Genomic DNA, 23,472 nt, shown 5'->3' with positions numbered 1-23,472 from the left:
GACGGGAGACGGACAACTGTCTGCGTTAAAAGGGAAAGCAGGAAAGAGGCGCCTCACAAAGCGCCGCTTGAGTTGCCGCCTCGATTCGATTACGTTGACGTTAACGTCAAAACAGGAGGCAGACGATGAATGAGATTGTGACTGAAATCGCCAATCGTGTGGGCATTGCGCCTGATTTGGCTGAAAAGGCGCTCGGCATGATGCTCGGCTTCCTGCAGCGCGAAGCAGCCGACGGCCCGGTCGCCGAGATGATCGAAAAGATCCCCGGCGCCACCGAACTCGTCGCCCAGTTCAACGGAGAAGGATCCAGCAGCGGCGGCGGTCTGCTCGGCGGCCTCATGAGTGCACTCGGTGGTGGTGGCATCATGGGCCTCGGCCAGCAGCTGATGAGCGAAGGCCTCGGCATGAGCGAAATCACCTCGCTCGCCAAGGAAACCATCGCCATCGCCAAGGAACATGCCGGCGAAGAGGTGGTCGATCAGGTCGTCGCCTCTGTGCCCGGCCTCAGCCAGTTCGTCTAAGGTGACCAATCATTTCCTTAAGCCCCCGGCATCGTCCGGGGGCTTTGTTTTTTAAGATTTTCCCTCTTTTCTCCGTGTGTTTTCATGACTGACACATCCCCGATCAAAGCTTTGCTGCCCAGGTCGGGCAGCCATCAGTTCTTGCTCTATGGCGATTCCTGCTCGGGCGTTGCCGGCGCCCTGCATGAGCGTACCTTCGCATCCGTGAATGCTGTCCTGCGCCGGCTTGAGCCCCAGCCGCAGTTCATCCTCTTTCCGGGCGATGAGATCATCGGCCTGACGGCGGATGAAGCATCGCTGCGCGCCCAGTGGCGGCACTGGTTCGATGTCGAGATGGCCTGGCTCGACCGAACGAACATTCCAATGTGGCACACGACCGGCAATCACACGACCTATGACGAGATGAGCGAGGCGGTGTTCCGCGACACGCTTGGCCTTCCGGCAAACGGGCCGGCGGGGCAGGAGGGGCTGGCCTATTGGGTGCGCCGGGGCGATCTGCTCATGGTCTTCGTCCATACGCTCTGGACAGGTCTCGGCGGCGAAGGCCATGTCGAGACCGAGTGGCTGGAGGCGACGCTGAAGGCCCATGCCGGCGCCCGCTACAAGTTGGTGCTCGGCCACCATCCGGTCTTTCCGGTCAATGGTTATGCGGGCGCCTATCAGCGCGAGATCGGCCGCGAATATGCCGATCGCTTCTGGGATATTCTCGTGGCGTCTGGTGTTTTCGCCTATTGCTGCAGCCATATCCTGGCTTTCGACGTGCAGGCCCATCGCGGTGTGCTGCAGATATGCACGGCTGGCGCTGGCACTGCGCACAGAATGCCGGAGGGCGTCGAATATCTCCACGGCATTCAGGCGGCCCTCGATGAGGACGGCCTGCGCTATCAGGTTCTCGATACGGAGGGCATTGCGCGCGAGCGCCTGCAATGGCCGCCCGTTCTTGCACGCGAGGATCAATGGCACGACCTTGCCCATGGCATCAGCAACGCTCTCTGGACAGGGCCGATGGGTGCGGACCGGATCGTTGAATTCCACCTGCGCGGCCGGATGGCCTCGGACGCCTGCACGTCCCAGCAGACGATCTTCTCGGCGTTCGGCGATGAAGCGCTGGCGCCCCTATGGCTTGGCCTGCGCGGCAGGCAGCAGCAACTGACGTTCATCCTCGGCCGCGATCCCGGGCGCAGCCCCTATTATTTCTTCGGTCCGGACCTGCCGCCGGGCGAGGAATTCGATCTCCATATCCTGCTGCATGCCGGCATGGGGCCGGGGGGCGTGCTCTGGCGCACGGAAGGCAGCAAGGCCTGGTCCTCCTTCGAAGCGATCGCCTCGACGGGGCTTCAACGCCTTGTCTGGCCGTCGCGCTGGAGCATCGGCCATGGCCAGAAAGGCGAGGGCGACCGGCCGTTCATGGGCGGGAGTCTGAGCCTGAGTATTGCGGGCTGAAAAACGCCTGATCGGTTTCTTGTTTCGCTATGCCCCAAAGTCGGTTATTCGGCCTTCTGAATATCATCTAGGGAAGGGCGGATGAACGGAAGCGATCGATCGTCATCGGTGCTCAGAGAGCATTTCGAAGAGCACAGGACAAAGCTCAGCCGGTCTGAACTCGCCGTGGCGGAGCATCTAGTGAAGATGCCGATCGACGTGCTGATTTTCCGCAGCGCCGAGGAGATCGCTGCCGAAACCGGCACCAGCGATGCGACCGTTATCCGGACGGCCAAGCGCCTCGGCTTTTCCGGCCTGCCGGAGCTGAAGCGGGTATCGGGCCGCGTCATGGCGCGCACCATTTCCACCAGCGAGCGCCTGGAACAGCGTTTCCGCGCCACCGGCGATGATCTGGAAAAGGTTGCGACGCAGATGTTTGCGACCGCCCGTGAGGTGCTGACCTCCACCGAGGAGCAGATGGATGGCGCGATGCTCGCCGCCGCCATCTCGCTCGTCGAAGAGGCCGATACCGTCTGGTGCATCGGCATGGGCACAGCCGAGGTCGAGGCGCGCCATTGTTCAATTGCGCTCAGCCGTGCCGGCGTGCGCACCCGCTGTTCCGGCGCCTCGGGTTTTACGCTTGCCAATGAGCTGATCGATCTGCGTCCCGCCGACGTCATCGTCATGTTCCATGCCGTGCGCGAGACCGCCGAATTCAAGCTCATTGTTCGCCAGCTCCGGGATATTGGTTGCAAGGTCATTCTGGTTTGCGGCGTGCAGCTGCGCGCCAATTATGCCGACAAGGTCTCGGCCATTTTGACCTGTATCGGTTCGCCCTCGAAGCTGGCAAGCTGGAGCATCGGCGCCATCGTTGTGGCCGATCTGCTTGCCTATGGCGTTGCGGTCCGTAACCAACAGCAGGCGACTGACGCCAAGAAGCGTCTCGCCGACCTGCGCGACCAGGCACTGCGCAACGACTGACCTCCACGGCAATATCTTTGCAATTCCATCCGCATGAAAATAAACATGAGAAATTAAGTTATGTTTATTGAAATGCAAACTACAATATTGTAGTCACCGCGACATGATGCCGTGCAGCAGCGGCGTTGACTGTCGGGGTTATTGCATGACGCGCCTGTTTCATCGCAGCAAGACGGCTGAAGTCCGTCCCTTCTCCCATAAGACCGTGCCCAGATGCCGATACCGGCGTAATGGCTAACATAACCAGATAATCATTCAACAAAAACAGTCTCTTGCACCGGAATGCCCAGGCATTTCCGGCAAGGTCCGCTGTTGCCCGAATTTCTCGAACGCCTACGGAAAACTCCCATGATTGCCCCCAAACTCCAAGGAAAGCAGCTCGCTCTCACCGCCGCCCTTCTGGCATCCGCCACATCGGCACTCGCACAGGAAGCAGCCAACGGCCCCGTCACTCAGCTCGAAACGATCAAGATCACCGGCAATTGGCTGGAAGAGCCGAACGAGGAGAAGGTGCTGAAACATCCCGGCGCCCGCACGATCCTCGATCGCGAACAGTTCGAAGAACGCGGCGCGCAGGATATCCGCGATGCGTTGAACCAGATCCCCGGCGTCCAGGTGCAGGAAGCCAATGGTACCGGCGGCAGCGATGTGTCGCTGAATCTCGGCGTGCGCGGCCTGACCTCACGCCTGTCGCCACGCTCCACCGTATTGATGGACGGCATCCCGCTGGCTTACGCGCCCTATGGCCAGCCGCAGCTTTCGCTCTTTCCGCTGACGCTCGGAAATGTCGAAACGATCGACGTCGTGCGCGGCGCCGGCTCCGTACGCTACGGACCGCAGAATGTCGGCGGCATTATCAACTTCGTCACCCGTCCGATCCCGGAGGATTTCACCGCTCGCTTCTCCTCGGGCGCGGAGATCGCCGGCAACAACGGCCACGTCAAGGCGACGCCGAATTTCCTGATCGGCGGTACCAATGTCGACGGCCTTGGTGCGGCCATCCTCTATTCCGGAATCCACGGCGAAGGCTATCGTGACGCCGACGACCGCACCGATATCGACGATATCATTGCCAAGGGCGCTTACGAGTTTTCGGATACGGACAAGCTCGGCATCCAGTTCCATCACTATGAGGGCGAGGGCAAGATGCCCGGCGGCCTGACGAGCGCCGAATATGAGGCCGATCCCTACCAGTCGACACGCCGCTACGACGATTTCAGCGGTCGCCGCAATGATATCTCGCTGCGCTACCAGCATGACGATGGCGACAACAATTTCGAAGTGCTGACCTACTACGTGGATTCCTTCCGCGGCAGCCATGTGGAGCAGCAGGGCACAGGCGCCAGCGCCGGCCTCTATCGCCTGACGTCTGCTCCGCGCAGCTACAGCTATTTCGGCATCGAGCCGCGCTATTCCCGCCTGATCGAGCTCGGCGGCATTACCCAGGAGGTGACCGTCGGCTATCGGTATCTCTGGGAAGAAAGCGCGGAAGTCGCGTCCCGCACGGCTTTCCACAGCAGAGCCTCGGGCATCGATCCGACCACGCGTAGCTCGCCCACCTACCAGACGAGCGATGGCGGCACGATTGCCCATGCTTTCTACATCGACGACAAGATCGAGATCGGCGACTGGACCATCACACCGGGCATTCGCTACGAGATGATCAGCACACACAACGATGTCGTGAATTTCGGCACCAGTGGTGCGGTCACCAGCTCGCTCTCTCCCTCGGTCGAGGCGAAAGAAGCCCTGCCGACATTGTCGGCTTCCTACCGGCTCACCAATGAGTTGACCGTCTTCGGCAATGTCGGCGTCTCCTTCGGCCCGCAGCAATACAGCCAACTCGCGTCCACCACGGATGGCCTGCATCCCGAGAAGGCGACGACCTACGAAATCGGCCTGCATTATGAGGGCGATAACTGGAACGCTGAGCTGACTGCCTTCAATATCGACTTCGACAAGGAACTCTATCTCGGCCGCACCATCGTCGGCGAGGGCATCTGGACCGATCTCGGCGCCACGCGCCACCGCGGCATCGAATCCGCCATCAACTACGATATCGGCGATGTCGTGCCCGCACTCGACGGCCTGTCGCTGTCGGCAAGCTACACCTACACCGAGGCGACCTATGAAGCCGGCGCCTTCGAAGGCCGCGACCTGCCGTTCTATTCGCGTCAGGTCGCCTCGCTCGGCGCGCGCTACCGCTACAACGACTGGATCTTCAATGCCGACCTGCAGGCCCAGTCAAAGCAGCATTCGCCGGGATCTGCCGATGCCGGCGCGACCTATGTGACGGAAGAGGATGCGACAGGCCGCCTCGGCGATATTCCGGGCTACGGCACCGTCAACCTGCGCGTCGCCTATCAGCCGGAAGACAAGAAGAATGCCCCGCAATTTGCCTTCGGCGTGAAGAACCTGTTCGACAAGGAGTATTTCACCCGCTCGACGGACAATAATGGCGGCAAGTTCGTGGGCCAGCCGCGCACATTCTTCGTCAACGCATCGATCGCCTTTTAAAAGCATGTCGCGCAAAAGTGTACAGCGGTTTTGCTGCAACGACATGCGAAAACAAGAGCCTCAAGCGTGGCAAGCGAATCTGAAAGATCGCGACATGCTTTAAGGGCCTGATCAATCCATCCGTCGGATGGAAATTCGCACTGACCTTTCCTAGATTAAGAGGTGCCGGATTTTTCACCGACGGCCGGATCGGCTGGAACGATGGATACCCAAATCCCGTTTCATATCGGCCAGATAAGAAGGAATATGGTCATGCGTACGGTCATTGCAGCAGCCTCGATCATTCTCCTCGGGTTCGCCGCTCCGGCCTTCTCCCAGGCCCTCGGTGATATGGACTATTCCGGACGCTTCGGCGGCATGCCGCCCGGCACGGTGCCGGACGCGGAATCAAGTAATGCTTTTTCGATTCCGCTCGATCCCGTCGAGAGCGACAATATCACCGTCGTCATTCCGTCCGACCGGACGGCTTGTCCGCGGCCCGGTACGAGCGCCTATCGCACGGCCGAGCGTGACGGCACGCTGGCTACCGCCTGCCGCCGACGGTAAGTTAAATTCCAGTGCAGGAACGGCTATTTGCCGTTCTTGTGCAGGATCACGCCAAGCTCATGCCACTCACGCCCGTCTCGCTGGATAAGCTCGTCGGCGCAGGCCGGTCCCATGCTGCCGGGTGCGTAAGGGTCCGGCACGCTCTGATCTTTCGCCCACTCATCCAGGAAGGGCTGCACCGCCGCCCAGCCAGCCTCGATGCCGTCGGCGCGCTGAAATAGCGTCTGGTCGCCGATGAAGAGGTCGTAGAGTAGCGATTCATAACCTGTCGTCTTGCCGATATCGAATTTGTCGGCATAGCGGAAATCCAGCGAAACCGGCACGGTGTCGACGGATTGTCCCGGCGACTTGATGGAAATCTCCATGCTCATGCCCTCATCGGGCTGCACCTGGATGACGAGCCTGTTCGGCGGCAGACGGCGGTTGACCTCGGTTTCGCGAAACTGCGCGAAAGGAACGGGCTGGAAGGTGATGACGATTTCCGTGTCGCGTGCCGTCATCGCCTTGCCGGTGCGCAGATAGAAGGGCACGCCAGCCCAGCGCCAGGTATCGGCATAGAGCTTCAGCGCCACATAGGTCTCTGTCTTGCTGGCGGGCGAAATATCCTTCGTATCGCGATAAGCGGGCAAGTCGGTACCGTTGAGCGGACCGGCGGTATAAGCCCCGCGTACGCCATTCGCCTTTGCTTCCTCCGGCGTGTAGATGCGCAGAGCCTTCAGCACCTTGCTCTTCTCGTTACGGATCGCCTCGGCGTCGAAACTGTTCGGCGGCTCCATGGCGATCATTGCCAGAAGCTGGAAGAGATGGTTGGGGATCATGTCGCGCAACGCGCCGGTCGCGTCGTAGAACTTCCCGCGCATACCGACATCGACGATCTCCGAGGCGGTGATCTGCACGTGGTCGATATAGCGATTGTTCCACAGCGACTCGATCATCATGTTGGCGAAGCGCGCCGTCATCAGGTTCTGCACCGTTTCCTTGCCGAGGAAATGGTCGAGCCGGTAGACTTGGCTTTCCTCCACGCGGGCGAGGATGCGTGCATTCAAGGCGCGGGCCGAGGCGAGATCGGTGCCGAAGGGCTTCTCGATCGCAACACGACGGAAGCAACCGCCGCTTTCGTCCATCAGTCCGAGATCCGCAAGTTTCTCGACGATCGGCCCGAAGAAGCTTGGCGGCACGGCGAGATAGAAGGCTGCATTGCAGGTCGTGCCAAGGCGCTTGCCGATTTCGAGGAAGATATCATCCTTGGTGAAATCGCCCTGCAGATAGGAGATCCGTGACCGCAGGCTCTCCCAGACCTCGTCCTTGCCAGTTACTTCCTCGCCATCGAGATGGGTGAGGAAAGCGTCCAGCCGCTGGCGCAGGAATTCATCGTCACCAGGCTCGATGCCGACGCCGAGGATGTTCAGGTCCCCGCCGACGAGATGGCTGCGGGTGAGATTGATGATGGCCGGAACCAGCAATCGCCGTGTCAGATCGCCGGTGGCGCCGAAGATGACGAGAGTGACGGGCGGGGTGGGGTGAGCGTCCATGCGTGTCATCTCCAGCTTAATTCTCCCGGCCGAATATAAAGCGCTCCGGTTCTGCCGCAAGCACCTTGCAGCCCAAGAATAACAAGCGTTTGACACAATGCTAGAAATATATAAAGACATAAAGATATCGTTATGTCATTGGGTGATCCATGATCGATCTTGTCAGCGCCGGCTTCTTCCTCATGGCGGCTCTTGCCCTTCTCGGTTCGCCCGGTCCCGCCATCGCTGCGCTCCTGGCAATCGGCCGCCTCCATGGTATGGCGACCGGCCTGCGTTTTTATGTCGGGCTGCAGATCGGCCTGGCAATTGCAGCCGCCGCGGCGGCAGCCGGCCTTCTGTCGTTGATCGAGGCAATCCCGCTGGCGATGATGGTGATGACAGTCGCTGCCACCGTCTACCTCGTCTGGCTGTCCTGGAAGATCGCATCGGCGCCAGTCGGTGCAGATCTCTCCGCCGCACGGCGGCAAGCCTCGCCAACCATCGCCGGCGGTGTCGTGCTAGGCCTCACCAATCCCAAGGCCTATATCGCCTTCGCCTCGCTTTTTGCCGCTTACCGGCTTTCGCAGGATGGCGCGCTGGACATGCAGGCCAAATGGGCGCTCTGCGTCCTCATCATGATCGTGGTCGATATTTTCTGGCTGTGGCTGGGCGTTGTTTTGGGCAAGGTGAAGCTGGAGCCATCGAGCGAGCGGGCGCTCAACATCTGCTTTGGCCTCGTCATTCTCGCGACTGCGATACTGTCGCTGATCGAGCTTGTCGGCGCCTGAAACGATATGGCCATTGCTGAAGGTCTTTCCGCAATGGCCGTTTTAAGATGATGGATAACTTACGCCTTGGAGGCGGACTTGTCCGTTGTCGTATCGGTGGCCGGCTTCGATGCGCCGGCATCACTCGCAGGCTTGTCGGTTGCGGGCTTGTCACCTGTGCCATTCGCCGGCTTCGTGTCGGTCTTCACCGGCCAGGTGATGTAGTAATTCTGCGTGCCGACCTGGCCGAAATAGACTTCGTTGCCGGTGCCCTTTTCGATGAAGCTGCCGTTTTCGCTTCTGACCAGGCGCCCGTGCGAATCGCGCTGCAGATGGTCGCGCAGGAAGTCGTTCCAGTCGTCCGTCTTGATCGCCGTGCCCTTCTTTTGGTCGACATCGGCTTCCTTGGGGTCGGTCACGTCCCAGGCCTTGATCGAAACGCCCTTGGTCGGATCGGTAACCGTCAGCTGGCCCTTCTTGAAAGCGGCAAGCATGGCAGCTTCCTGGCTGCCGGCGCCCTTGGCGTCTGCCGCAGCCGTCATGTTCTGGCGCAGCAGCGCCATGAAGGAGGCGGTGGTGATATCGGTGCTGGCGGTGGTGTTGCCGGAGGTATCCGTCGATTCTGCCTTGCCGGCATTGATCTTGTCGAGCATGACCGATAGCGCCGAGCGCGTCTGCGAGGGAAGGCTGGAATAGTCGTGATCGGTCGTGCTGCTGGAGCTGCTCTCCGAGGAGCCGCCCTTGATCGTCTGCAACGCTATCTGCGCCGTCATAAGCCTCATGGTGGAAACGGAAGAAACCATCTGAAAATCTCTTTGTCGGGCCTCGCACTGGTGGCGCAAAGGCGTTTAAAGGATAGCGATCGACGCTGGCGGCGTCGCTAAAGCACGTCTGGATTGAGAAATCCCAGGGCGAACCGCTACACTTCAAACTTTGCGTGTGGCTTGCGGATGGCTGACAAAGTTTCGCCGGCAGCGATCAAGCGGACTGCTGCCGGCGTCATAGAACTCAGAATTTCCGGTCAGGCCTTCACCGCCACCATGAACAAGCGCGGGAACTTGAGCAGCACCTTGCCGTCGGCGGCCTTCGGATAGACCCTGTCGATACGTTCGAGATAGTCGGCCAGAAACGCTTCGCGATGCTCTTCGCCGGCATGGTCGAGATAGGGGCGAAGGCCAGTTCCCTTGACCCACTCGACGATCGCAGCCGCATTGTCCATCGGATGATTGTAGATCGTATGCCAGATGTCGACGCGGGAGGATTTGGCGATCAGCCGGCTGTAATAGGTCGAGGGTGGCGGAAGCACATTGCGGCGCACGCTCTTCTTCTCGAAAGCCGTCTTCCACGGGCCGGCATGCGCCGTTTCCTCCATCATCAGATGGCTCGGCTCGCCGAGATTGTCGGGCATCTGCACGGCGAGCACGCCACCCGGCGCCAGCCCGTCCATCAGCCTGTCGAAGATGTCGAGATGGTTGGGCAGCCATTGGAACACGGCATTGGCAAAAAGCAGGTCCGCCGGCTCCGAGGGTTGCCAGGTCGAAAGGTTGGCCTCTACGAAAGCCGTGCCCGGCAGGCGCTTGCGGGCCGCCTCCAGCATGTTCAGATCGCTGTCGAGACCAGACACATTTTGCGCACCATAGCGGTCGATGATCAGCTCGGTCGAGTTGCCTGGCCCGCAGCCGAGATCGACCGCGTGGCGCAGCTCCGTCAGGGGCACCTGCGCCAGCAGGTCGCGCGCCGGGCGGGTGCGTTCATCCTCGAATTTCACATACTGGCTGGCTGACCATGCCATCGTCTTTCTCCTGAAGTCAGGCCACGTCCTCGACGCGGCGGATGCGAACTCTGTCGATACGGGCCGACCGGTTCAGGCAGCCAGGATCGCAGCGCCAACGCTTGAAAGTATCTGGTCCTCGACACGATTCAGCGAAGGTTTTCTTCTATCGGCTTGTAACAGACTTCTATGTCGCCGATCGCAGTCTTCCTGAAGGGCTTCCATGTATTGCCGTCGAAGTAGAAGAATTCGATGAAACATTTGTTGGCGTCGCAGTCCGGTCACTGGGCGATGACGATCTCTTCGCTGGCCGTTGCGCGGCATCAGGAGAAACTGACGGCGCTTACGCCGCCAGGATCGTGATTCCATGGGCATTTGCCGCTGCCCGCATACGCGCCACCGTTTCCGGTGACGGGCTGCCTTGCGGCTGTTCGGTTACACCCTCGGTCTCGATGAATTCGGCCATGTCGCGATCGACGATGGCAGAAAAGACCGCGGGGACGGTTCCATTGTTGGAATAGCCGTGCACCATGAAAGGCGCGATGCTGACGATGTCGCCTTCGCTCGCCTCGATCTCTTCCGGCCCGGTATCGGTCAGTCGCCAGATCGTCAGCGTGCCCTCGATGATCCGGAAGACTTCCGGGCTTGCATGGGCGTGGCGCGGCGTCTTGCCGCCGGGCTCAACGGTCACGTCGAAGATGTTGAGCCAGTTGCCTGTGAGGCGAGCCCGTCGCTCGACCTTGTCGCCCAGCACGAAGAAGCTTTTTGCCTCCGTCCGGGCATCTGTTTTCACAAATGAGTTGGACATGATGTCTCTTTCTTGCTCTTGCTCTTGCGGGGCGGTCCGATAGACCTTTGCGGCCGTTTTGGCAACCGCCGTAAAATCAGGGAAGGGCGAGCGGAGGTGGCTTTTGCGCGCTCTCGGGCCCTGAAACCGACGACGATCATATCGGTATGGCTTCTCCGCTTCGCAAGTGCGACAGGTTGGCAACCGCCGTTTCTGTAATATCGGCGACACAGAAGAGGCGCATAGAACGCGCCGATCCTTCCCCGCCATTCAGGCATACCATCAGCGGAGCAACCCCATGTCTTCACTTCCCGTCGTCGGCGCAGCCATGACGATCGACGAACTCGAAACCCATCGTGACTGGCTCTTCGAAAAGTCCCGCGATCTCGAGCTGCAGAGCTTCGTCAACGCCGAGGTGCTGAACGGCGACTGGACGCCGCGTGCCGATCGCGCCAGAAAGCTGCTCGACGGCTACAAGGGCCGCGTCGGCATCCATGGCCCGTTCTGGGGCTTCATCATCGCCTCGCAGGATCCGGATATCCGCGCCGTCGTCTCCCGCCGTATGCTGCAGGGCCTGGATGTCTGCGCTGCGATCGGCGGCACGCATATGGTCATCCATAGCCCCTACACGACCTGGAGCTACAACAACCTCGACAATAACGAGGGCGAACGCGAAAAGATCGTTGAATACTGCCATCAGACGATGCGCGAAGCGGTGAAGCGCGCCGAGGAAATCGGCTGCACCCTCGTCATCGAGAATATCGAAGACAAGGATCCGCATATCCGTGTAGCCTTGGCGGAGAGCTTCAACTCGCCGGCCGTCTCCGTCTCCATCGATACCGGCCATGCGCATTACGCCCATGGCTATACCGGCGCTCCGCCGGTCGATTATTACGTCCATGCCGCCGGCAACCGCCTCGGTCACATTCATCTGCAGGATGCCGATGGTTATGCCGACCGCCACTGGGCGCTTGGCGAAGGCACCGTCAACTGGCGTGCGGTTTTCGCAGCACTTGCTAAGGTCGAAAGCAATCCGCGCCTGATCATCGAGATCAAGGACAAGTCGAAGATTATCGCTTCGGCCGAATACCTGGCCTCGCTCGGCCTCGCTCAATAACAGCGTCAGGCAATCGAAAAGGGCGGTGAGATGATCATCCCGCCGCCCTTTATTGGCATTTCAAGAGCAAGTGGGCGCTTATAGAAGCCATGGCCGAGGAGATCATGGCGCGCGGCCATACCCACGACTGGCCGGTCGTGCCTGAGAATTGGCGGGACTTCATGTTCGAAAACGCCCGTGATTTCCGTCGCACGCTCTTGAGCTATCGCGATGGGGGTCGCGTCCATGCCGGCACGGAAACCAGTCCGCAGGATCTTCCCAATGTCGAAGCCCATATCGCCGTCCTTGTCGGAGCAGGCATGGAAGCGGAATTCGCCATGGAACTACTTGTCGCCATCGCCCGCTACACCGTCGGCTGTGTCATCGAGGAGCAGGCCGAACCGCCGCCGGAGCGGGAAAAGCTCGATGCCGCAGCCGCTGATTTCCCGCTGACGCGTCGGGCTATCACGCATTATCGCAATTGCGGCCACGAGGCCTTCTTCGAGGCCGGCCTCAGGATGATGATCGACGGCGCCGCCCTTCGGTTGTCGCAGGACGCCTAAGTCTCAGTCGCGCATCGCCCAGCGAATGCCGGCGGCGACCGAAAGCCCCAGCAGAGGCCATATTGCCCAGAATGTCCCGTGCCATGTCAGCATGTTGATAGCGACGATGCCGACCCCGATGACGGCAAACGCGGCGACGCGCTGATCGAACCGGTCCTGCCTCCGCACCCATATCATTGCCGTCGCGAAGGCGAAGCCAAGCATCGGCCAGACGGCCCAGAATTCGCCTTCCCAAGTGACAATGTTGATGAAGATGAGCACTGCGCCGATAAGAGCGAGAATGCCGCCGAGCTTGCGCAGCCTGCCGCGCGGGCGCAGCGCCGGAGCCGGTCTTGGCGCCGGCATTTCGACGGGCCGTTCGGGAGCGGCTGCCGGCTTCCGCGGCTCCGCGCTGATATCGCCGATGCGCACGGCATAGCTCGGCACGGCATCGGCAACGTTCTTCATCTCCAATGCCCCCAGAAAGTCGAATCCGACAGCCACCTTGTTTCGCACCTGGTCATAGACCGTGTTCGAGATCACGATCCCGCCGGCCGGCGCGGAGGCCTGCAGGCGGGCAGCGATATTGACGCCGTCGCCGTAGATATCCTCGCCTTCGACGATGACGTCGCCGAGATTGATGCCGATGCGAAAGAGCATGCGCCCATCCATGGGCCGCGCTGCATTCTTGCCTGCTAGCTCGTTCTGCACGTCGATCGCCGCCCGCACCGCTTCGACCACGCTCGGGAAATCGGCCAGCAATCCGTCACCCCAGGTATTGACCACGCGTCCGCCATGCGAAGCGATGAGGCGGGACATGGCATCGCGATAATGCTTGAGCATGGCGAGCGTGCCTTCCTCATCCGCGCCCATCAAGCGCGTATAATCCTGCACGTCGGCTGCAAAGATCGTCGTCAGCTTGCGTTGTGTCTCGCTCATGAAATCCCCTATCGCCGCCGGCCGAAACTGGCTTCGTTATTCTATAAGTGGGATCGCAGTCTTGTTTCGGTAGTCCGCCCCAGCGCGGACTACCATCCCACGTTGCTAGAATTGCGTAATCACGCTGATGCCCGTGCCTTCGGCCTTGTCGAGCGTCATCAGTGCCGGCACTGCCTCCGCAAGGCTGATGCGCCGGCCGATCAGTTTCTGCGGCGCGATCTTGCCGGCGGCGAGCATCGAGAGCATGGCATCGTAGCGCCAAGCCTGCATGCCGTGGCTGCCGTAGATTTCCAGCTCATGGCCGATCACCTGCGCCATCGGGATCTGCGGCGTGGAATGCTCGCCGAGCATGAGCCCTACCTGTACATGCCGGCCGCGCCGGCGCAGGTTCTTGATCGAATTGAAGCAGGTGACGGGGTGGCCGAGTGCGTCGATGGAGACATGCGCGCCACCCTTGGTGATTTCACGCACCGCTTCAGCCACATCGGCGACCGCGGAGGCATTGATCGTCGCGACCGCTCCGCATTCGCGTGCAAAGGCAAGCTTCTCCTCGGATATATCGACGGCAATTGCGTTCGCCCCCAGCGCAGTCGCGATCATGATCGCCGAAAGCCCGACGCCGCCGCAGCCATGCATGGCAATCCATTCGCCCGGGCCGGTACGTGCCTGGTCGGCAACCGCGCGGAAGGAGGTGGCGAAGCGGCAACCGAGGCTCGCTGCCGTGGCGTCATCCACGCTCTCGGGCAGATGCACCAGATTGGTATCGGCATAGTCGATGCCGACATATTCCGCGAAGGAACCCCAATGGGTGAAGCCCGGCTGGAACTGGTTGGGGCAAACCTGCTGATTGCCCGAATGGCATTCACTGCAATGGCCGCACCCGGAAACGAAAGGTACGGTCACACGGTCGCCGACCTTGAAGCGCACGACACCTCTGCCGGTCGCGACGATCTTGCCGGCAAGCTCGTGGCCCGGCACATGTGGCAAGCGGATATCCGGATCATGGCCCATCCAGCCGTGCCAGTCGCTGCGGCAAAGCCCGGTTGCGCCGACTTTGATGACCACACCGTCTTCCGTCGGCGTCGGGTCCGGCACGGTGCGGATATCAGGCGCCTGTTCGAAAGCTTCGTAATACATGGCTTTCATCTGTCTTCTCCTGGGCGGGATATGCGTGTCTTCATCCATGATGGCATGCGGCGAGGGTTTTCATCCAGTCGCCTTTCCATCATTTTCCTTTATGGACCCATCGTTTTAGAACCATGACACACGCATCAATATTTCAATCCTCGCGCACGATCGGGCATTTTATTGCTTCGATGTTTCAACCGTCAATTTGCGCTTGACCGCCCCCGACAGGGAGGATTTTGCTTTGCCGACTTCATGAGGAGAGCCGCAAATGCCCGTCGATACGTCACCCCGCACGACCACCTGGACCTATGTCGAGGGAGAGTGGATTGCCGGCAACCCGCCGCTGATCGGGCCGACCTCCCATGCCATGTGGCTGGGCTCCACCGTCTTTGATGGCGCCCGCTGGTTCGATGGCATTGCGCCCGATCTCGACCTGCATTGCCAGCGTATCAACCGATCTGCTGTCGCCATGGGCCTGAAGCCGGTGAAGACTGCTGAAGAGATCGAGGCGCTCGCCTGGGAAGGCGTGAAGAAATTCGACGGCAAGACGCCGATCTACATCAAGCCGATGTATTGGGGCGAGCATGGTTCGCCGGGCAGTGTCGTGGCCGTTGATGGCGAATCCACTCGCTTCGCGCTCTGCCTGTTCGAAGCCGCGATGGGCGGCCATGGCGGCTCTTCGCTGACCGTCTCGCCCTACCGCCGCCCCACGCCGGAAACCGCAATGACCGATGCCAAGGCAGGCGCGCTCTATCCGAACAGCGGCCGGGCGATTGCCGAAGCGAGAGGCCGCGGCTTCGACAATGCGCTGATGCGCGATATGAACGGTAATGTGGTCGAAACAGCTTCCTCGAACGTCTTTATGGTCAAGGACGGCGTCGTCTTCACCCCGATTGCCAACCGTACCTTCCTCGCCGGCATCACGCGGCTGCGCGTCATCGGCTTGCTGCGCAAAGCCGGCTTCGACGTGCGCGAGGCGACACTTTCTGTCGAGGATTTCATGGGCGCCGACGAGATTTTCACGTCGGGCAACTATTCGAAGGTCGTCGGCGTCAACAGGCTCGACGGCCGCAATTTCCAGGAAGGTCCGATTACCCGCAAGGCGCTGGAACTCTACATGAACTGGGCTTATGGGCGCGGGGGGAATGAGGAGTAGTGCGCCGCTGCCTAGCGTCTCACCGCATAAAGCTCTACGCCATCCGTGAAGCCCTTTAATCTGTGGCTTCCCGCTGACACGGCATCCTCAGGGCCCACCTCATTGAAAAAGTCCTGAGACATCAGCAGGGCCTCCCCAAGCTCGCTGCACACGCCCTGAATACGGCTGACGAGATTCACATCCCCGCCGATCAGCGTGAAATCCAGTCGCCGGCCGGAGCCGATATTGCCGTAGCTGACCTCGCCGTGATGCAGCGCGATGCCGGCCTTGGCGCCGATGCCGTTGTAGTTGAAACCATCCAGCGCTTCGAGGATCGCCCGGGCAGCCGAAAGCGCTGCATTGCAGGTTCGGGTCGCATCATAGCCGGGGAAGAAGGCGAGCACCGCGTCACCCATGAATTTCAGCACTTCGCCGCCTTCTCGCGTGATCGCCGGAATGACGTGGTCGAAATAAGCGTTCAGCAATCCGAGCACGGTTTCGCCCGGCAAGCGGTTGGAGAGTTCGGTAAAGCCGCGCAGGTCGCAGAGCAGCAGGGCTGCCTGCATGGATTCGATTTCGCCCTGGCGGATGCGGCCGGAAAGGATGCGGCTTGCCGTCAGCGGCCCGATATAGGTGTCGAGCAGGCTGAGTTCGACTTGGCGCAGAATGCGGAGTTCGCTGGTATTGCGCAGCGCCGGCACGATACGCTCGATCACCTGCATTTCAGGGGTGGTGAAGCCGCCCGGCCGCTTGGTGCCGAAGATCGCGGCGCTGACCGGGCCGTCGGCATTGCAAAGCGGCGCGATCATCAGCTGCACGAGGCCACGCCCGGCGAAGACGTCGATATGCTGCCAGCGGCCGTGCGGGCTCTGGCCCGGGCCGACGACGAGCAGTTCACGGCTTTCGAAAACCTTTTGCAGTGGCGTATTGGCAATGGCGAGCCGTGTGCCATGCTCGCGGTCATGGATTTCCACCGGTTCGCCCGGCGCCCAGGCGATAGTGCGGCCGATATATTCCGGGTGCAGCGTCATCAGATGCAGCGTCAGCCGGTCGACTGGAACACCGAGCGCCCGAAGGCGGCGCCCGAGGCCGGAGACGAGGCCGACCTCGTCGAGAGCATGACATTCGTCGCCGGTCAGCCATTCGATGAGGCCGAGCACCGCAGTCGTGTTGAGGCTGTTGGCGGGTGCCCTGGTTTCAACGGCGTAGTCGATGTCGAGCAGGTTATTCACGAGTGTTCTCCTTCGCTGGGACGGTGCGCTCAGTGAGCGCCGCCGCCGGAGACCTGGCCGGTTTTTTTCAGAAGCAGGGAGGCGAGCAGAGCGATGACGAGGGCGACGCCGAGCAGGAAGAAAGTGTCGCTGAAGGCCATGATATTGGCCTGCTTGCGCAGCTTCAGTGCGATGGCGACGACCGCCTTGTGCGTGGCAATGGCCTGGTCGCTGACGCCGTGGCTCATGAAATAGCCCGTGAGCTTTGCGACGCGATCGCGGGTGGCTTCCTCGAAGACGGAGACCGAATTGGTCAGGATATTCGAGTGGAACTGCTCGCGCTTCGACAGGAAGGTCTGCAGCGAGGCGATACCGACGGCGCCGCCGAGATTGCGCATCATGTTGAAGAGGGCGGAAGCCGAACCGGCATTCTCCGGCTCGATACCTGCGGTGGCGATGGCCGAGAGCGGCGTGAAGACAAGTGCCTGACCGACGGCACGCACGACATTCGGCCAGAAGAGCTGATCGCTCGCATAGTCGCCCGTCATATGAACGTTCATGAAGTTTGAGGCGGCGAAGAGAACGAAGCCGACGACGATCAGCAGGCGGATATCGAAGTGCTTCATCAGGCGCGGCACCAGCGGGATCAGCAGAAGCTGCGGGATGCCGGTCCAGGCAAGCACCAGGCCGATCTGCTCGGAATTATAGCCCTGGATACGGGTTAGGTAGATCGGCAGTACGAAGACGGAGCCATAGAGCGCGATACCCAGCAGGAAATTCGCAAGGATGCCGAAGCCGAAGTTCCGGCGGGCAAACAAGCGCAGGTTCAAGAGCGGATGGGCGACTTTCAGCTCAATGATGAGGAAGAGCGTCAGCGAGACGGCGGCGATAACAGTGAGGCGGACGATGAAATCCGAGCCGAACCAGTCTTCCTTATTGCCTTCTTCCAGCACGGTCTGCAGTGCGGCAAGACCGATCGCCATGGTGATGATGCCAGGCCAGTCGCCTTTGGCGAGCAGGCCGAGATTCATCGGCGCACGGTCGAGCGAAGCCCAGAGCATGCCGACCATCAGCGCGCCGGGCACGAGGTTGATATAGAAGATATATTCCCAGCCCCAGTTTTCAGTGAAGTAGCCGCCGATGGTCGGGCCGATTGCCGGGGCAAAGGTGGCTGAAAGGGCAAAGAGTGCCAGGCCGATCGGTTGCTTGGGCTTGGGCAGCAGCGTGATGATGATGGTGAAGGCCATCGGGATCAGCACGCCGCCGGAAAAGCCCTGGATGGCGCGCAGGATGATCATCTGCTGCAGGTTGACCGCGAAAGCGCAGGCGACCGAAAAGATGAGGAACAGGATAGCATTGACCAGCAGATAGTTGCGGACCGAAAAGACCCGGGCAAGCCATGCGCTGAGCGGAATGACGACGATCTCGGCGATGAGATACGAGGTCGAGATCCAGCCGCCATCGTCGGTGCCGGCGCCGATGGCGCCCTGAATGTCGGCCAGCGAAGCATTGACGATCTGGATGTTGAGGATCGCCATGAAGGCGCCGAGTGTGGAGCCGACGACGGCGGTCCACATGCGAAGCGGGCTCATGGCGGGTTTGACAGCGGGGACCGTCGCTGGGGCGGGGCGCGCGACCGAATTGCTGTTTGCGGCGATCTGAAGCGTAGCCATGACTTATCTCCTTCCGGCTCTGCGGAAAACTGTCTCATGACGCTTTTCGGGTGATAATTGAGAAAGGGATGGAAGGATCATCCAGCAGGAGTGGATAATCCTTCCTCCGCGGCCGCGGAGGTCTGGGCGGCCTTGGTATCGATATCGGGGATTACAGACATGCCCGAGCGCAGCAGGCCCGCAAGGCGTTCGTCATCGATGACGATCTTGACCGGGATGCGTTGGACGATCTTGGTGAAGTTGCCGGTGGCATTGTCGGGCGGCAGCAGCGAGAATTCGAGACCGCTGGCCGGCGAGACGCTGTCGACGTGGCCCTTGATGGCAATATCCGGGAAGCTGTCGACCTTGATCTCTACCGTCTGGCCGGGGCGAACGAAGGTCAGCTGCGTTTCCTTGAAGTTGGCGACGACATAGACCGCATGCAGCGGCACGACCGCCATCAGCTGGGTGCCCGAGGTGACATACTGGCCGACGCGGATTGAGCGCGCGCCGACCGTGCCGTCAACGGCAGCGACTATATCCGTATAGGAAAGGTTCAGTTCGGCCTGGCTGGCGGCAGCGGCAGCGCGGTCGCGCTGGGCGAGCAGTTGCTCGCGCTGCGTCTGCAGCACCGGCACCTTGTTCTCGGCGGCAACGAGTGCCGCCTTATCGCGTTCGACAGCAGCGGCGGCCTGATCCTTCAGCGACTGGCTCTGTTCGGCGCGGGATTGCGTGCCGGCGCCGTTGGTGATCAGCCGGCTCGCGCGGTTGGCATCGGACTGGGCGAAGGTCAGCGAAGCCTGCGATGCATCGAGTGTTGCGCGGGCCTGCGCAATGATCGACTGCTGCAGCGAGATCTGCGCATCGAGATTGGTGACGGCGGCCTCAGCAGCCTTCACATCGGCCTTGGCCTGCGACAGTGCAGCCTGGAAATCGCGGTCGTCGATGCGGGCGAGAACTTGCCCGGCTGTGACGGTGTCATTGTCATTGACGAGGACCTGCTTGATATAACCGGCGACCTTTGGGGCAACGGTCGTGTAATCGGCCTTCACATAGGCATCGTCGGTGGATTCGATGAAGCGGCCGACTGTCCAGTAGCGGTAGCCGAAATCACCGGCGAAGGCGCCGCTGGCAAGCAACGCTGCGGCGATGACGGCGCGCTTGATGAGCTTGCGGCCGGTCTTCCTAGGGGTATCAACGGCCGCGGCGGCTGCAGCCATTGCTTCTGCAGCCGGTGCTGCAGCTTCTGCGGTGGGGGCGGTTCCGGCCTGTTGGACGTTCTTGAAAACTTCGTTGCGGGGCAGTTCGACCATTGTCCTTCTCCATTCGTCTCGGCTTCATCAGTGCGAAGCCCTGTTCGATGAGCGGAAGATGGACCCGGACATGCTTTCTGATAATCTGCTGTTTTCGGGAAGGATCATCAACTCTCAGCGGATAATCGAGGAATAATATGGATCGGCTGACCAGCCTCACAGTCTTCGGTCGGGTGGTGGAATGCGGCGGTTTTTCCGCTGCCGCGCGGCGCCTCAACATGTCCGTCACCATGGTGGGCAACCATGTGCAATCATTGGAAGATCGCCTCGGCGTACGGCTATTGAACCGCACCACGCGCAAGGTCAGCCTGACCGAAACCGGCAAATATTATTATGAGCGCTCGTCGCAGATCCTGGCCGATCTGGAAGAGGCGGACCGCGCTGCCGGGGCCTTGAGTTCGACGCCGCGCGGCACGCTGAGATTCTATACGAGCAGCGCCATCGTCCGCTTCCTGCTGCCCGTCATCAACGAGTTCATGACGCTCTATCCGGCGGTTCAGATCGATTTCAACATCGGCGAGCGATCGGTGGATATGATCGAAGACGGGTATGATCTGGTGATCCGCACGACGCCATCACCGGATTCGAGCCTCGTTGCGCGCAAGCTGACGCCCTGGCGGCATTTCCTCGTCTGCTCGCCGGACTATCTGAAGACCCACGCCATGCCGACGACACCGGCGGAGGTCGCCGAGCACAATTGCCTGCAATATGCCTACTATCCCTTTGGCGAGGAATGGCGTTTCGAGGATGCCGAGGGGCGGCAGGAAAGCGTCAAGGTGGGCGGCAGCATCATCTCCAACAGCGCCGAGACCCTGCGTTATCTGGTGCTGAACGGGCAGGGCATCTTCCTCGCACCAAGCTTCGTCGTCTTCGAGGATCTGGAGGCCGGCCGCCTGGTGCGAATGATGCCGGATTATCGCGGCGTCGAGATCCATATCAACGCCGTTTATCCGAACCGCAGCCATCTTCCGACCAAGGTGCGGCTGTTCCTCGACATGCTGGTGGACCGTTTCGCCGAACACCGAAAATGGATGGCATGAAAAGCGTCCGGCAGGACTGTTTATCTCGCCGGGCGTCCCCTAAGGTCATTGTCAGATGACTTTCAGCACGATCTTGCCCTTGCTATGCGGGCGTTTGCCTTCCAGCATCTCATGCGCCGCGATCGCCGCGATCGCCGCGATCGCCGCATCGAGCGGCAGCACATCGCCGACATTGGTTTCTAGCTGACCGGCATCGACCATCGCGGTGATTTCACTGAGCTCCTTGGTCGTGACATTGACGAGGAAGAAGAAGGCCTCGACGCCCTGCGTTTTAGCTAGCTCCTGATCCGGCTGCGAAACGGCGGAAACAAGCTTGCCGCCGCGCTTCAGCACCGCAAAGGAGCGTGTCTGCGTCTCCCCGCCGGCGAGATCGATGACGGCATCGACCTCATGGGCAAAGTCCTCGAAACGCTGGCTGCGGAAGTCGACGGCGACATCGGCGCCGAGTCGCTTGACGGTCTCGATATCGCTTCCGCTTGCCGTGGCGATCACCTTCAGCCCGGCCTTGTGGGCGAACTGCACCGCATAGGCGCCGACATTGCCCGCCGCGCCATGAATGAGCACCGTCTGTCCAGCCGTCAGCCTAGCGTGGTCGAACAGCGCCTGCTTTGCGGTCACCGCGATGACCGGGATCGAGGCGGCTTCGACATGGCCGATGCTTGCCGGCTCCACGCCAATCATGCCGGCTGCGGCAATCGCATATTCGGCATAGGCGCCGATGAAGCGCGGATTGGTGACACCGTAGACCGCATCGCCGCGGGCTAAATGGGTGACACCTTCGCCGACCGCTTCCACCGTGCCCGAGAGATCAGAGCCGAGCGTCAGCGGTAGCGGCTGGGGCAGGGCGCTGTTGCCCGAACGGATCCAGCCATCCCAGGGACCGACCCCGGCCGCATGCACCTTGATCAGAACCTCATCCTTGCCGGGCGCGGGGATCTCGACATCCTCGGCAATGATGGCTTCCGGCGGTCCGAATGCATGAACCCTGTAGGCTTTCATGGTCGTCTTTGTCTCGCTCTCGGTAATCGTGGTCATCTTCTGCTCCTTCGTGTGAACCGGCTCTCCGGTTTCGATGGAGTGAAGATGCCGCCATCGAAGACTTTCGATAATCCCTGCTGTTCGGGAACGATTATCAAGCATCAGAGGATAATCCGGTCCGGCCGCGCGTTCTGCCGGACCGACATTTTATCACGGCCGGACCGGCGAGCCGACATATCCGGCAGACTGGATATAGGCGATGGGCGCAAAGAAGTTGCCGCGGGCATTGAAGGCCATCAGCCCTTCCTCGCTCAACGCCGCCCGCACGGCCGGGCGGGCTGCGACACGCTTCATGAAGGCAGGAAGGGCGGGAAAACGATCGAGATCGATTTCGATCCAGGGCGACCAGTTGAGGCAGACGAAGAGATAGGCATCCGCGACCGTGAAATTCTCGCCGGTGAGATAGGGAACGGCAAGGCGTCCATTGATCCAGTCGAGGCGTTTGTTCACGACCGTGCGCATCGCCTCATGTGCGATGGCGTAATCGGCATTGAAGAGCATTGCCATCGGCTTGTGCAGTTCCGACGTGATGAAATTCAGCAGGGATTGCACCTGATTGCGGCCAAAGTCGCCGATCTCGGGCAGCATCCTTCTGCCCTCAGGCGCGCTATCGGCAAGAAACTGCACGATCGCCGGCCCCTCCGTCAGCACCTTGCCATCGTCGAGCATCAGCGCCGGCACATAGCCGTTGCCGTTGATGGCGAGATAGTCCTCGCCGTGGCTGGTGCGATGCGTCTTTCGATCGACCGTGATGAGCTCGATATCGATATCCAGTTCCCGGCAGACGATATGCGGCGAAAGCGAACAGGCGGCCGCGTGCATATAGAGTTTCATAGGTTCCTCCTCCTGCGGCAGCGTGAAACCGCCTGCATCAATTCGTTGGACATTTGTACTATTTCGCATAAAATTCCCGTGGTCAATTATTTTATGCGAAACGGTACAAAATGAGCGAGAAGAAGCGCGGCCGCCCGAGGGCCTTCGACGCGAAGGTGACATTGGAAAAGGCGAGGGAGGTGTTCTGGGATCGCGGTTTTGCCGGCACGTCGCTGGACACACTAAGCGCCGCCACCCAGCTCAACCGCCCGAGCCTCTATGGTGCCTTCGGCGACAAGGAGGATCTCTATCTCGATACTCTCGAGGGCTATCGCGCCGAAAGCATGGACGTGCTGGCGAACGCGCTCGACCCGTCGCTGCCCCTGCGTCAAAACCTCGCGCGTGTCTATCAGCGCGCTCTGGCCATCTATCTCCACGGGGAAACCGCCGCACGTGGCTGCTTCCTCATCGGCACAGCAACGGCCGAGGCGATCCAGCATGAGCGGGTCCGGGAAATATTGAGCCGCAGCCTCGACGATTTCGACGGGGAGATCGAAAAGCGCATGAAGCTCGCGATAGAACGGGGCGAATTGCCCGACCGAAGCGATCCTCACACGCTTGCAAGGCTCGCTTCCGCCGTCATGCATTCGCTTGCAGTCCGTGCGCGGGCCGGCGATAGCCGCGAAACGCTCGAGGCCCTGGCACAGTCCGGAGTGGACATGATCTGCGGCAAAGCCTGAGG

Annotated in this window: 22 protein-coding genes; 11 read left to right on the top strand and 11 right to left on the bottom strand. The window is 60.9% G+C overall.

Features of this window, described 5'->3' with window-relative positions:
• The first annotated feature begins 125 nt into the window (after window positions 1-125).
• The 5 genes from ACR9ZQ_RS20785 (at window position 126) to ACR9ZQ_RS20765 (ending at window position 5,987) form a co-directional block, all read left to right on the top strand.
• Window positions 126-521 (top strand): hypothetical protein, encoded by a 396-nt coding sequence (locus ACR9ZQ_RS20785; protein ID WP_439014337.1) that lies wholly within the window; start codon window positions 126-128, stop codon window positions 519-521.
• Between the two features lie 84 nt (window positions 522-605).
• On the top strand, window positions 606-1,964 hold the full coding sequence (locus ACR9ZQ_RS20780) for a metallophosphoesterase family protein (protein ID WP_481428710.1): 1,359 nt from the start codon (window positions 606-608) through the stop codon (window positions 1,962-1,964).
• 81 nt (window positions 1,965-2,045) lie between these two features.
• Entirely contained in the window at window positions 2,046-2,924 is an 879-nt protein-coding gene (locus ACR9ZQ_RS20775) for a MurR/RpiR family transcriptional regulator (protein ID WP_481428709.1), read from the top strand.
• Between the two features lie 348 nt (window positions 2,925-3,272).
• Entirely contained in the window at window positions 3,273-5,441 is a 2,169-nt protein-coding gene (locus ACR9ZQ_RS20770) for a TonB-dependent receptor family protein (protein WP_481428708.1), read from the top strand.
• Between the two features lie 252 nt (window positions 5,442-5,693).
• Window positions 5,694-5,987: a hypothetical protein gene (locus ACR9ZQ_RS20765; protein ID WP_113323186.1), complete on the top strand. Its 294-nt coding sequence runs from the start codon at window positions 5,694-5,696 to the stop codon at window positions 5,985-5,987.
• Window positions 5,988-6,010: 23 nt separating this feature from the next.
• Here ACR9ZQ_RS20765 and zwf read toward each other — a convergent pair whose 3' ends face one another.
• Entirely contained in the window at window positions 6,011-7,519 is a 1,509-nt protein-coding gene (zwf, locus tag ACR9ZQ_RS20760) for a glucose-6-phosphate dehydrogenase (protein ID WP_113323234.1), read from the bottom strand.
• 149 nt (window positions 7,520-7,668) lie between these two features.
• Between zwf and ACR9ZQ_RS20755 the strand changes: the two genes are divergently transcribed.
• The gene (locus tag ACR9ZQ_RS20755) at window positions 7,669-8,286 is read left to right on the top strand and encodes a LysE family translocator (RefSeq protein ID WP_310378070.1); all 618 of its coding nucleotides are present in this window, start codon (window positions 7,669-7,671) and stop codon (window positions 8,284-8,286) included.
• 59 nt (window positions 8,287-8,345) lie between these two features.
• Here the strand turns inward: ACR9ZQ_RS20755 and ACR9ZQ_RS20750 are convergent, their stop codons facing one another.
• From ACR9ZQ_RS20750 to ACR9ZQ_RS20740, 3 genes are all read right to left on the bottom strand, one after another.
• Complete coding sequence (locus ACR9ZQ_RS20750) at window positions 8,346-9,068, bottom strand: hypothetical protein (protein WP_481428707.1); 723 nt, start codon at window positions 9,066-9,068, stop codon at window positions 8,346-8,348.
• Window positions 9,069-9,286: 218 nt separating this feature from the next.
• The gene (gene tam, locus ACR9ZQ_RS20745) at window positions 9,287-10,057 is read right to left on the bottom strand and encodes a trans-aconitate 2-methyltransferase (protein WP_481428706.1); all 771 of its coding nucleotides are present in this window, start codon (window positions 10,055-10,057) and stop codon (window positions 9,287-9,289) included.
• 322 nt (window positions 10,058-10,379) lie between these two features.
• A complete protein-coding gene (locus ACR9ZQ_RS20740; RefSeq protein ID WP_310378066.1) occupies window positions 10,380-10,844 on the bottom strand; it encodes a cupin domain-containing protein in 465 nt (154 codons plus the stop codon).
• A 277-nt stretch (window positions 10,845-11,121) separates the two neighbouring features.
• On the opposite strand from ACR9ZQ_RS20740, the gene ACR9ZQ_RS20735 reads away from it, so the two are divergent.
• Complete coding sequence (locus ACR9ZQ_RS20735; protein ID WP_481428705.1) at window positions 11,122-11,940, top strand: sugar phosphate isomerase/epimerase family protein; 819 nt, start codon at window positions 11,122-11,124, stop codon at window positions 11,938-11,940.
• Window positions 11,941-12,029: 89 nt separating this feature from the next.
• Window positions 12,030-12,482: a TetR/AcrR family transcriptional regulator C-terminal domain-containing protein gene (locus tag ACR9ZQ_RS20730; protein WP_481428704.1), complete on the top strand. Its 453-nt coding sequence runs from the start codon at window positions 12,030-12,032 to the stop codon at window positions 12,480-12,482.
• A gap of 3 nt (window positions 12,483-12,485) precedes the next feature.
• On the opposite strand, the gene ACR9ZQ_RS20725 is transcribed toward ACR9ZQ_RS20730, so the two are convergent.
• On the bottom strand, window positions 12,486-13,400 hold the full coding sequence (locus ACR9ZQ_RS20725; protein WP_481428703.1) for an adenylate/guanylate cyclase domain-containing protein: 915 nt from the start codon (window positions 13,398-13,400) through the stop codon (window positions 12,486-12,488).
• 105 nt (window positions 13,401-13,505) lie between these two features.
• The gene (locus tag ACR9ZQ_RS20720) at window positions 13,506-14,546 is read right to left on the bottom strand and encodes a zinc-dependent alcohol dehydrogenase family protein (RefSeq protein ID WP_481428702.1); all 1,041 of its coding nucleotides are present in this window, start codon (window positions 14,544-14,546) and stop codon (window positions 13,506-13,508) included.
• Window positions 14,547-14,796: 250 nt separating this feature from the next.
• On the opposite strand from ACR9ZQ_RS20720, the gene ACR9ZQ_RS20715 reads away from it, so the two are divergent.
• Window positions 14,797-15,684 carry a branched-chain amino acid aminotransferase gene (locus ACR9ZQ_RS20715; RefSeq protein WP_481428701.1) on the top strand — a complete coding sequence of 296 codons (888 nt, stop codon included), beginning with the start codon at window positions 14,797-14,799 and terminating at the stop codon, window positions 15,682-15,684.
• 11 nt (window positions 15,685-15,695) lie between these two features.
• Here ACR9ZQ_RS20715 and ACR9ZQ_RS20710 read toward each other — a convergent pair whose 3' ends face one another.
• From ACR9ZQ_RS20710 to ACR9ZQ_RS20700, 3 genes are all read right to left on the bottom strand, one after another.
• Window positions 15,696-16,877 (bottom strand): adenylate/guanylate cyclase domain-containing protein, encoded by a 1,182-nt coding sequence (locus ACR9ZQ_RS20710; RefSeq protein WP_405049683.1) that lies wholly within the window; start codon window positions 16,875-16,877, stop codon window positions 15,696-15,698.
• Between the two features lie 47 nt (window positions 16,878-16,924).
• Window positions 16,925-18,547: an MDR family MFS transporter gene (locus tag ACR9ZQ_RS20705; RefSeq protein ID WP_481428700.1), complete on the bottom strand. Its 1,623-nt coding sequence runs from the start codon at window positions 18,545-18,547 to the stop codon at window positions 16,925-16,927.
• A 77-nt stretch (window positions 18,548-18,624) separates the two neighbouring features.
• Entirely contained in the window at window positions 18,625-19,839 is a 1,215-nt protein-coding gene (locus tag ACR9ZQ_RS20700) for an HlyD family secretion protein (RefSeq protein ID WP_310378053.1), read from the bottom strand.
• 137 nt (window positions 19,840-19,976) lie between these two features.
• Here ACR9ZQ_RS20700 and ACR9ZQ_RS20695 point away from each other — a divergent pair, with 137 nt between their 5' ends.
• Entirely contained in the window at window positions 19,977-20,879 is a 903-nt protein-coding gene (locus ACR9ZQ_RS20695; RefSeq protein WP_310378051.1) for a LysR family transcriptional regulator, read from the top strand.
• A 51-nt stretch (window positions 20,880-20,930) separates the two neighbouring features.
• On the opposite strand, the gene ACR9ZQ_RS20690 is transcribed toward ACR9ZQ_RS20695, so the two are convergent.
• On the bottom strand, window positions 20,931-21,914 hold the full coding sequence (locus ACR9ZQ_RS20690; protein ID WP_481428699.1) for an NADP-dependent oxidoreductase: 984 nt from the start codon (window positions 21,912-21,914) through the stop codon (window positions 20,931-20,933).
• A gap of 153 nt (window positions 21,915-22,067) precedes the next feature.
• Window positions 22,068-22,751, bottom strand: coding sequence for a glutathione transferase GstA (gene gstA, locus ACR9ZQ_RS20685; RefSeq protein WP_310378047.1), 684 nt, complete (start codon window positions 22,749-22,751; stop codon window positions 22,068-22,070).
• A 110-nt stretch (window positions 22,752-22,861) separates the two neighbouring features.
• Between gstA and ACR9ZQ_RS20680 the strand changes: the two genes are divergently transcribed.
• Window positions 22,862-23,470, top strand: a complete 609-nt coding sequence (locus tag ACR9ZQ_RS20680) for a TetR/AcrR family transcriptional regulator (RefSeq protein ID WP_310378045.1) — start codon at window positions 22,862-22,864, stop codon at window positions 23,468-23,470.
• Window positions 23,471-23,472: the final 2 nt, after the last annotated feature.

The organism is Rhizobium sp. KNZ14-9A, from assembly GCF_056755015.1.
This window is presented reverse-complemented; position numbering and strand designations above follow the sequence as displayed.

Bases quoted from the DNA above. Each gene is read 5' to 3' on its own strand.
- gstA (WP_310378047.1), bottom strand. From the start codon at position 22,751: ATGAAACTCTATATGCACGCGGCCGCCTGTTCGCTTTCGCCGCATATC.
- ACR9ZQ_RS20705 (WP_481428700.1), bottom strand. From the start codon at position 18,547: ATGGCTACGCTTCAGATCGCCGCAAACAGCAATTCGGTCGCGCGCCCC.
- tam (WP_481428706.1), bottom strand. From the start codon at position 10,057: ATGGCATGGTCAGCCAGCCAGTATGTGAAATTCGAGGATGAACGCACC.
- ACR9ZQ_RS20785 (WP_439014337.1), top strand. From the start codon at position 126: ATGAATGAGATTGTGACTGAAATCGCCAATCGTGTGGGCATTGCGCCT.
- ACR9ZQ_RS20750 (WP_481428707.1), bottom strand. From the start codon at position 9,068: ATGGTTTCTTCCGTTTCCACCATGAGGCTTATGACGGCGCAGATAGCG.
- ACR9ZQ_RS20740 (WP_310378066.1), bottom strand. From the start codon at position 10,844: ATGTCCAACTCATTTGTGAAAACAGATGCCCGGACGGAGGCAAAAAGC.
- ACR9ZQ_RS20755 (WP_310378070.1), top strand. From the start codon at position 7,669: ATGATCGATCTTGTCAGCGCCGGCTTCTTCCTCATGGCGGCTCTTGCC.
- ACR9ZQ_RS20680 (WP_310378045.1), top strand. From the start codon at position 22,862: ATGAGCGAGAAGAAGCGCGGCCGCCCGAGGGCCTTCGACGCGAAGGTG.
- ACR9ZQ_RS20690 (WP_481428699.1), bottom strand. From the start codon at position 21,914: ATGACCACGATTACCGAGAGCGAGACAAAGACGACCATGAAAGCCTAC.
- ACR9ZQ_RS20715 (WP_481428701.1), top strand. From the start codon at position 14,797: ATGCCCGTCGATACGTCACCCCGCACGACCACCTGGACCTATGTCGAG.
- ACR9ZQ_RS20700 (WP_310378053.1), bottom strand. From the start codon at position 19,839: ATGGTCGAACTGCCCCGCAACGAAGTTTTCAAGAACGTCCAACAGGCC.
- ACR9ZQ_RS20725 (WP_481428703.1), bottom strand. From the start codon at position 13,400: ATGAGCGAGACACAACGCAAGCTGACGACGATCTTTGCAGCCGACGTG.
- ACR9ZQ_RS20735 (WP_481428705.1), top strand. From the start codon at position 11,122: ATGTCTTCACTTCCCGTCGTCGGCGCAGCCATGACGATCGACGAACTC.
- ACR9ZQ_RS20695 (WP_310378051.1), top strand. From the start codon at position 19,977: ATGGATCGGCTGACCAGCCTCACAGTCTTCGGTCGGGTGGTGGAATGC.
- ACR9ZQ_RS20770 (WP_481428708.1), top strand. From the start codon at position 3,273: ATGATTGCCCCCAAACTCCAAGGAAAGCAGCTCGCTCTCACCGCCGCC.
- ACR9ZQ_RS20720 (WP_481428702.1), bottom strand. From the start codon at position 14,546: ATGAAAGCCATGTATTACGAAGCTTTCGAACAGGCGCCTGATATCCGC.
- ACR9ZQ_RS20765 (WP_113323186.1), top strand. From the start codon at position 5,694: ATGCGTACGGTCATTGCAGCAGCCTCGATCATTCTCCTCGGGTTCGCC.
- ACR9ZQ_RS20730 (WP_481428704.1), top strand. From the start codon at position 12,030: ATGGCCGAGGAGATCATGGCGCGCGGCCATACCCACGACTGGCCGGTC.
- ACR9ZQ_RS20775 (WP_481428709.1), top strand. From the start codon at position 2,046: ATGAACGGAAGCGATCGATCGTCATCGGTGCTCAGAGAGCATTTCGAA.
- ACR9ZQ_RS20780 (WP_481428710.1), top strand. From the start codon at position 606: ATGACTGACACATCCCCGATCAAAGCTTTGCTGCCCAGGTCGGGCAGC.
- zwf (WP_113323234.1), bottom strand. From the start codon at position 7,519: ATGGACGCTCACCCCACCCCGCCCGTCACTCTCGTCATCTTCGGCGCC.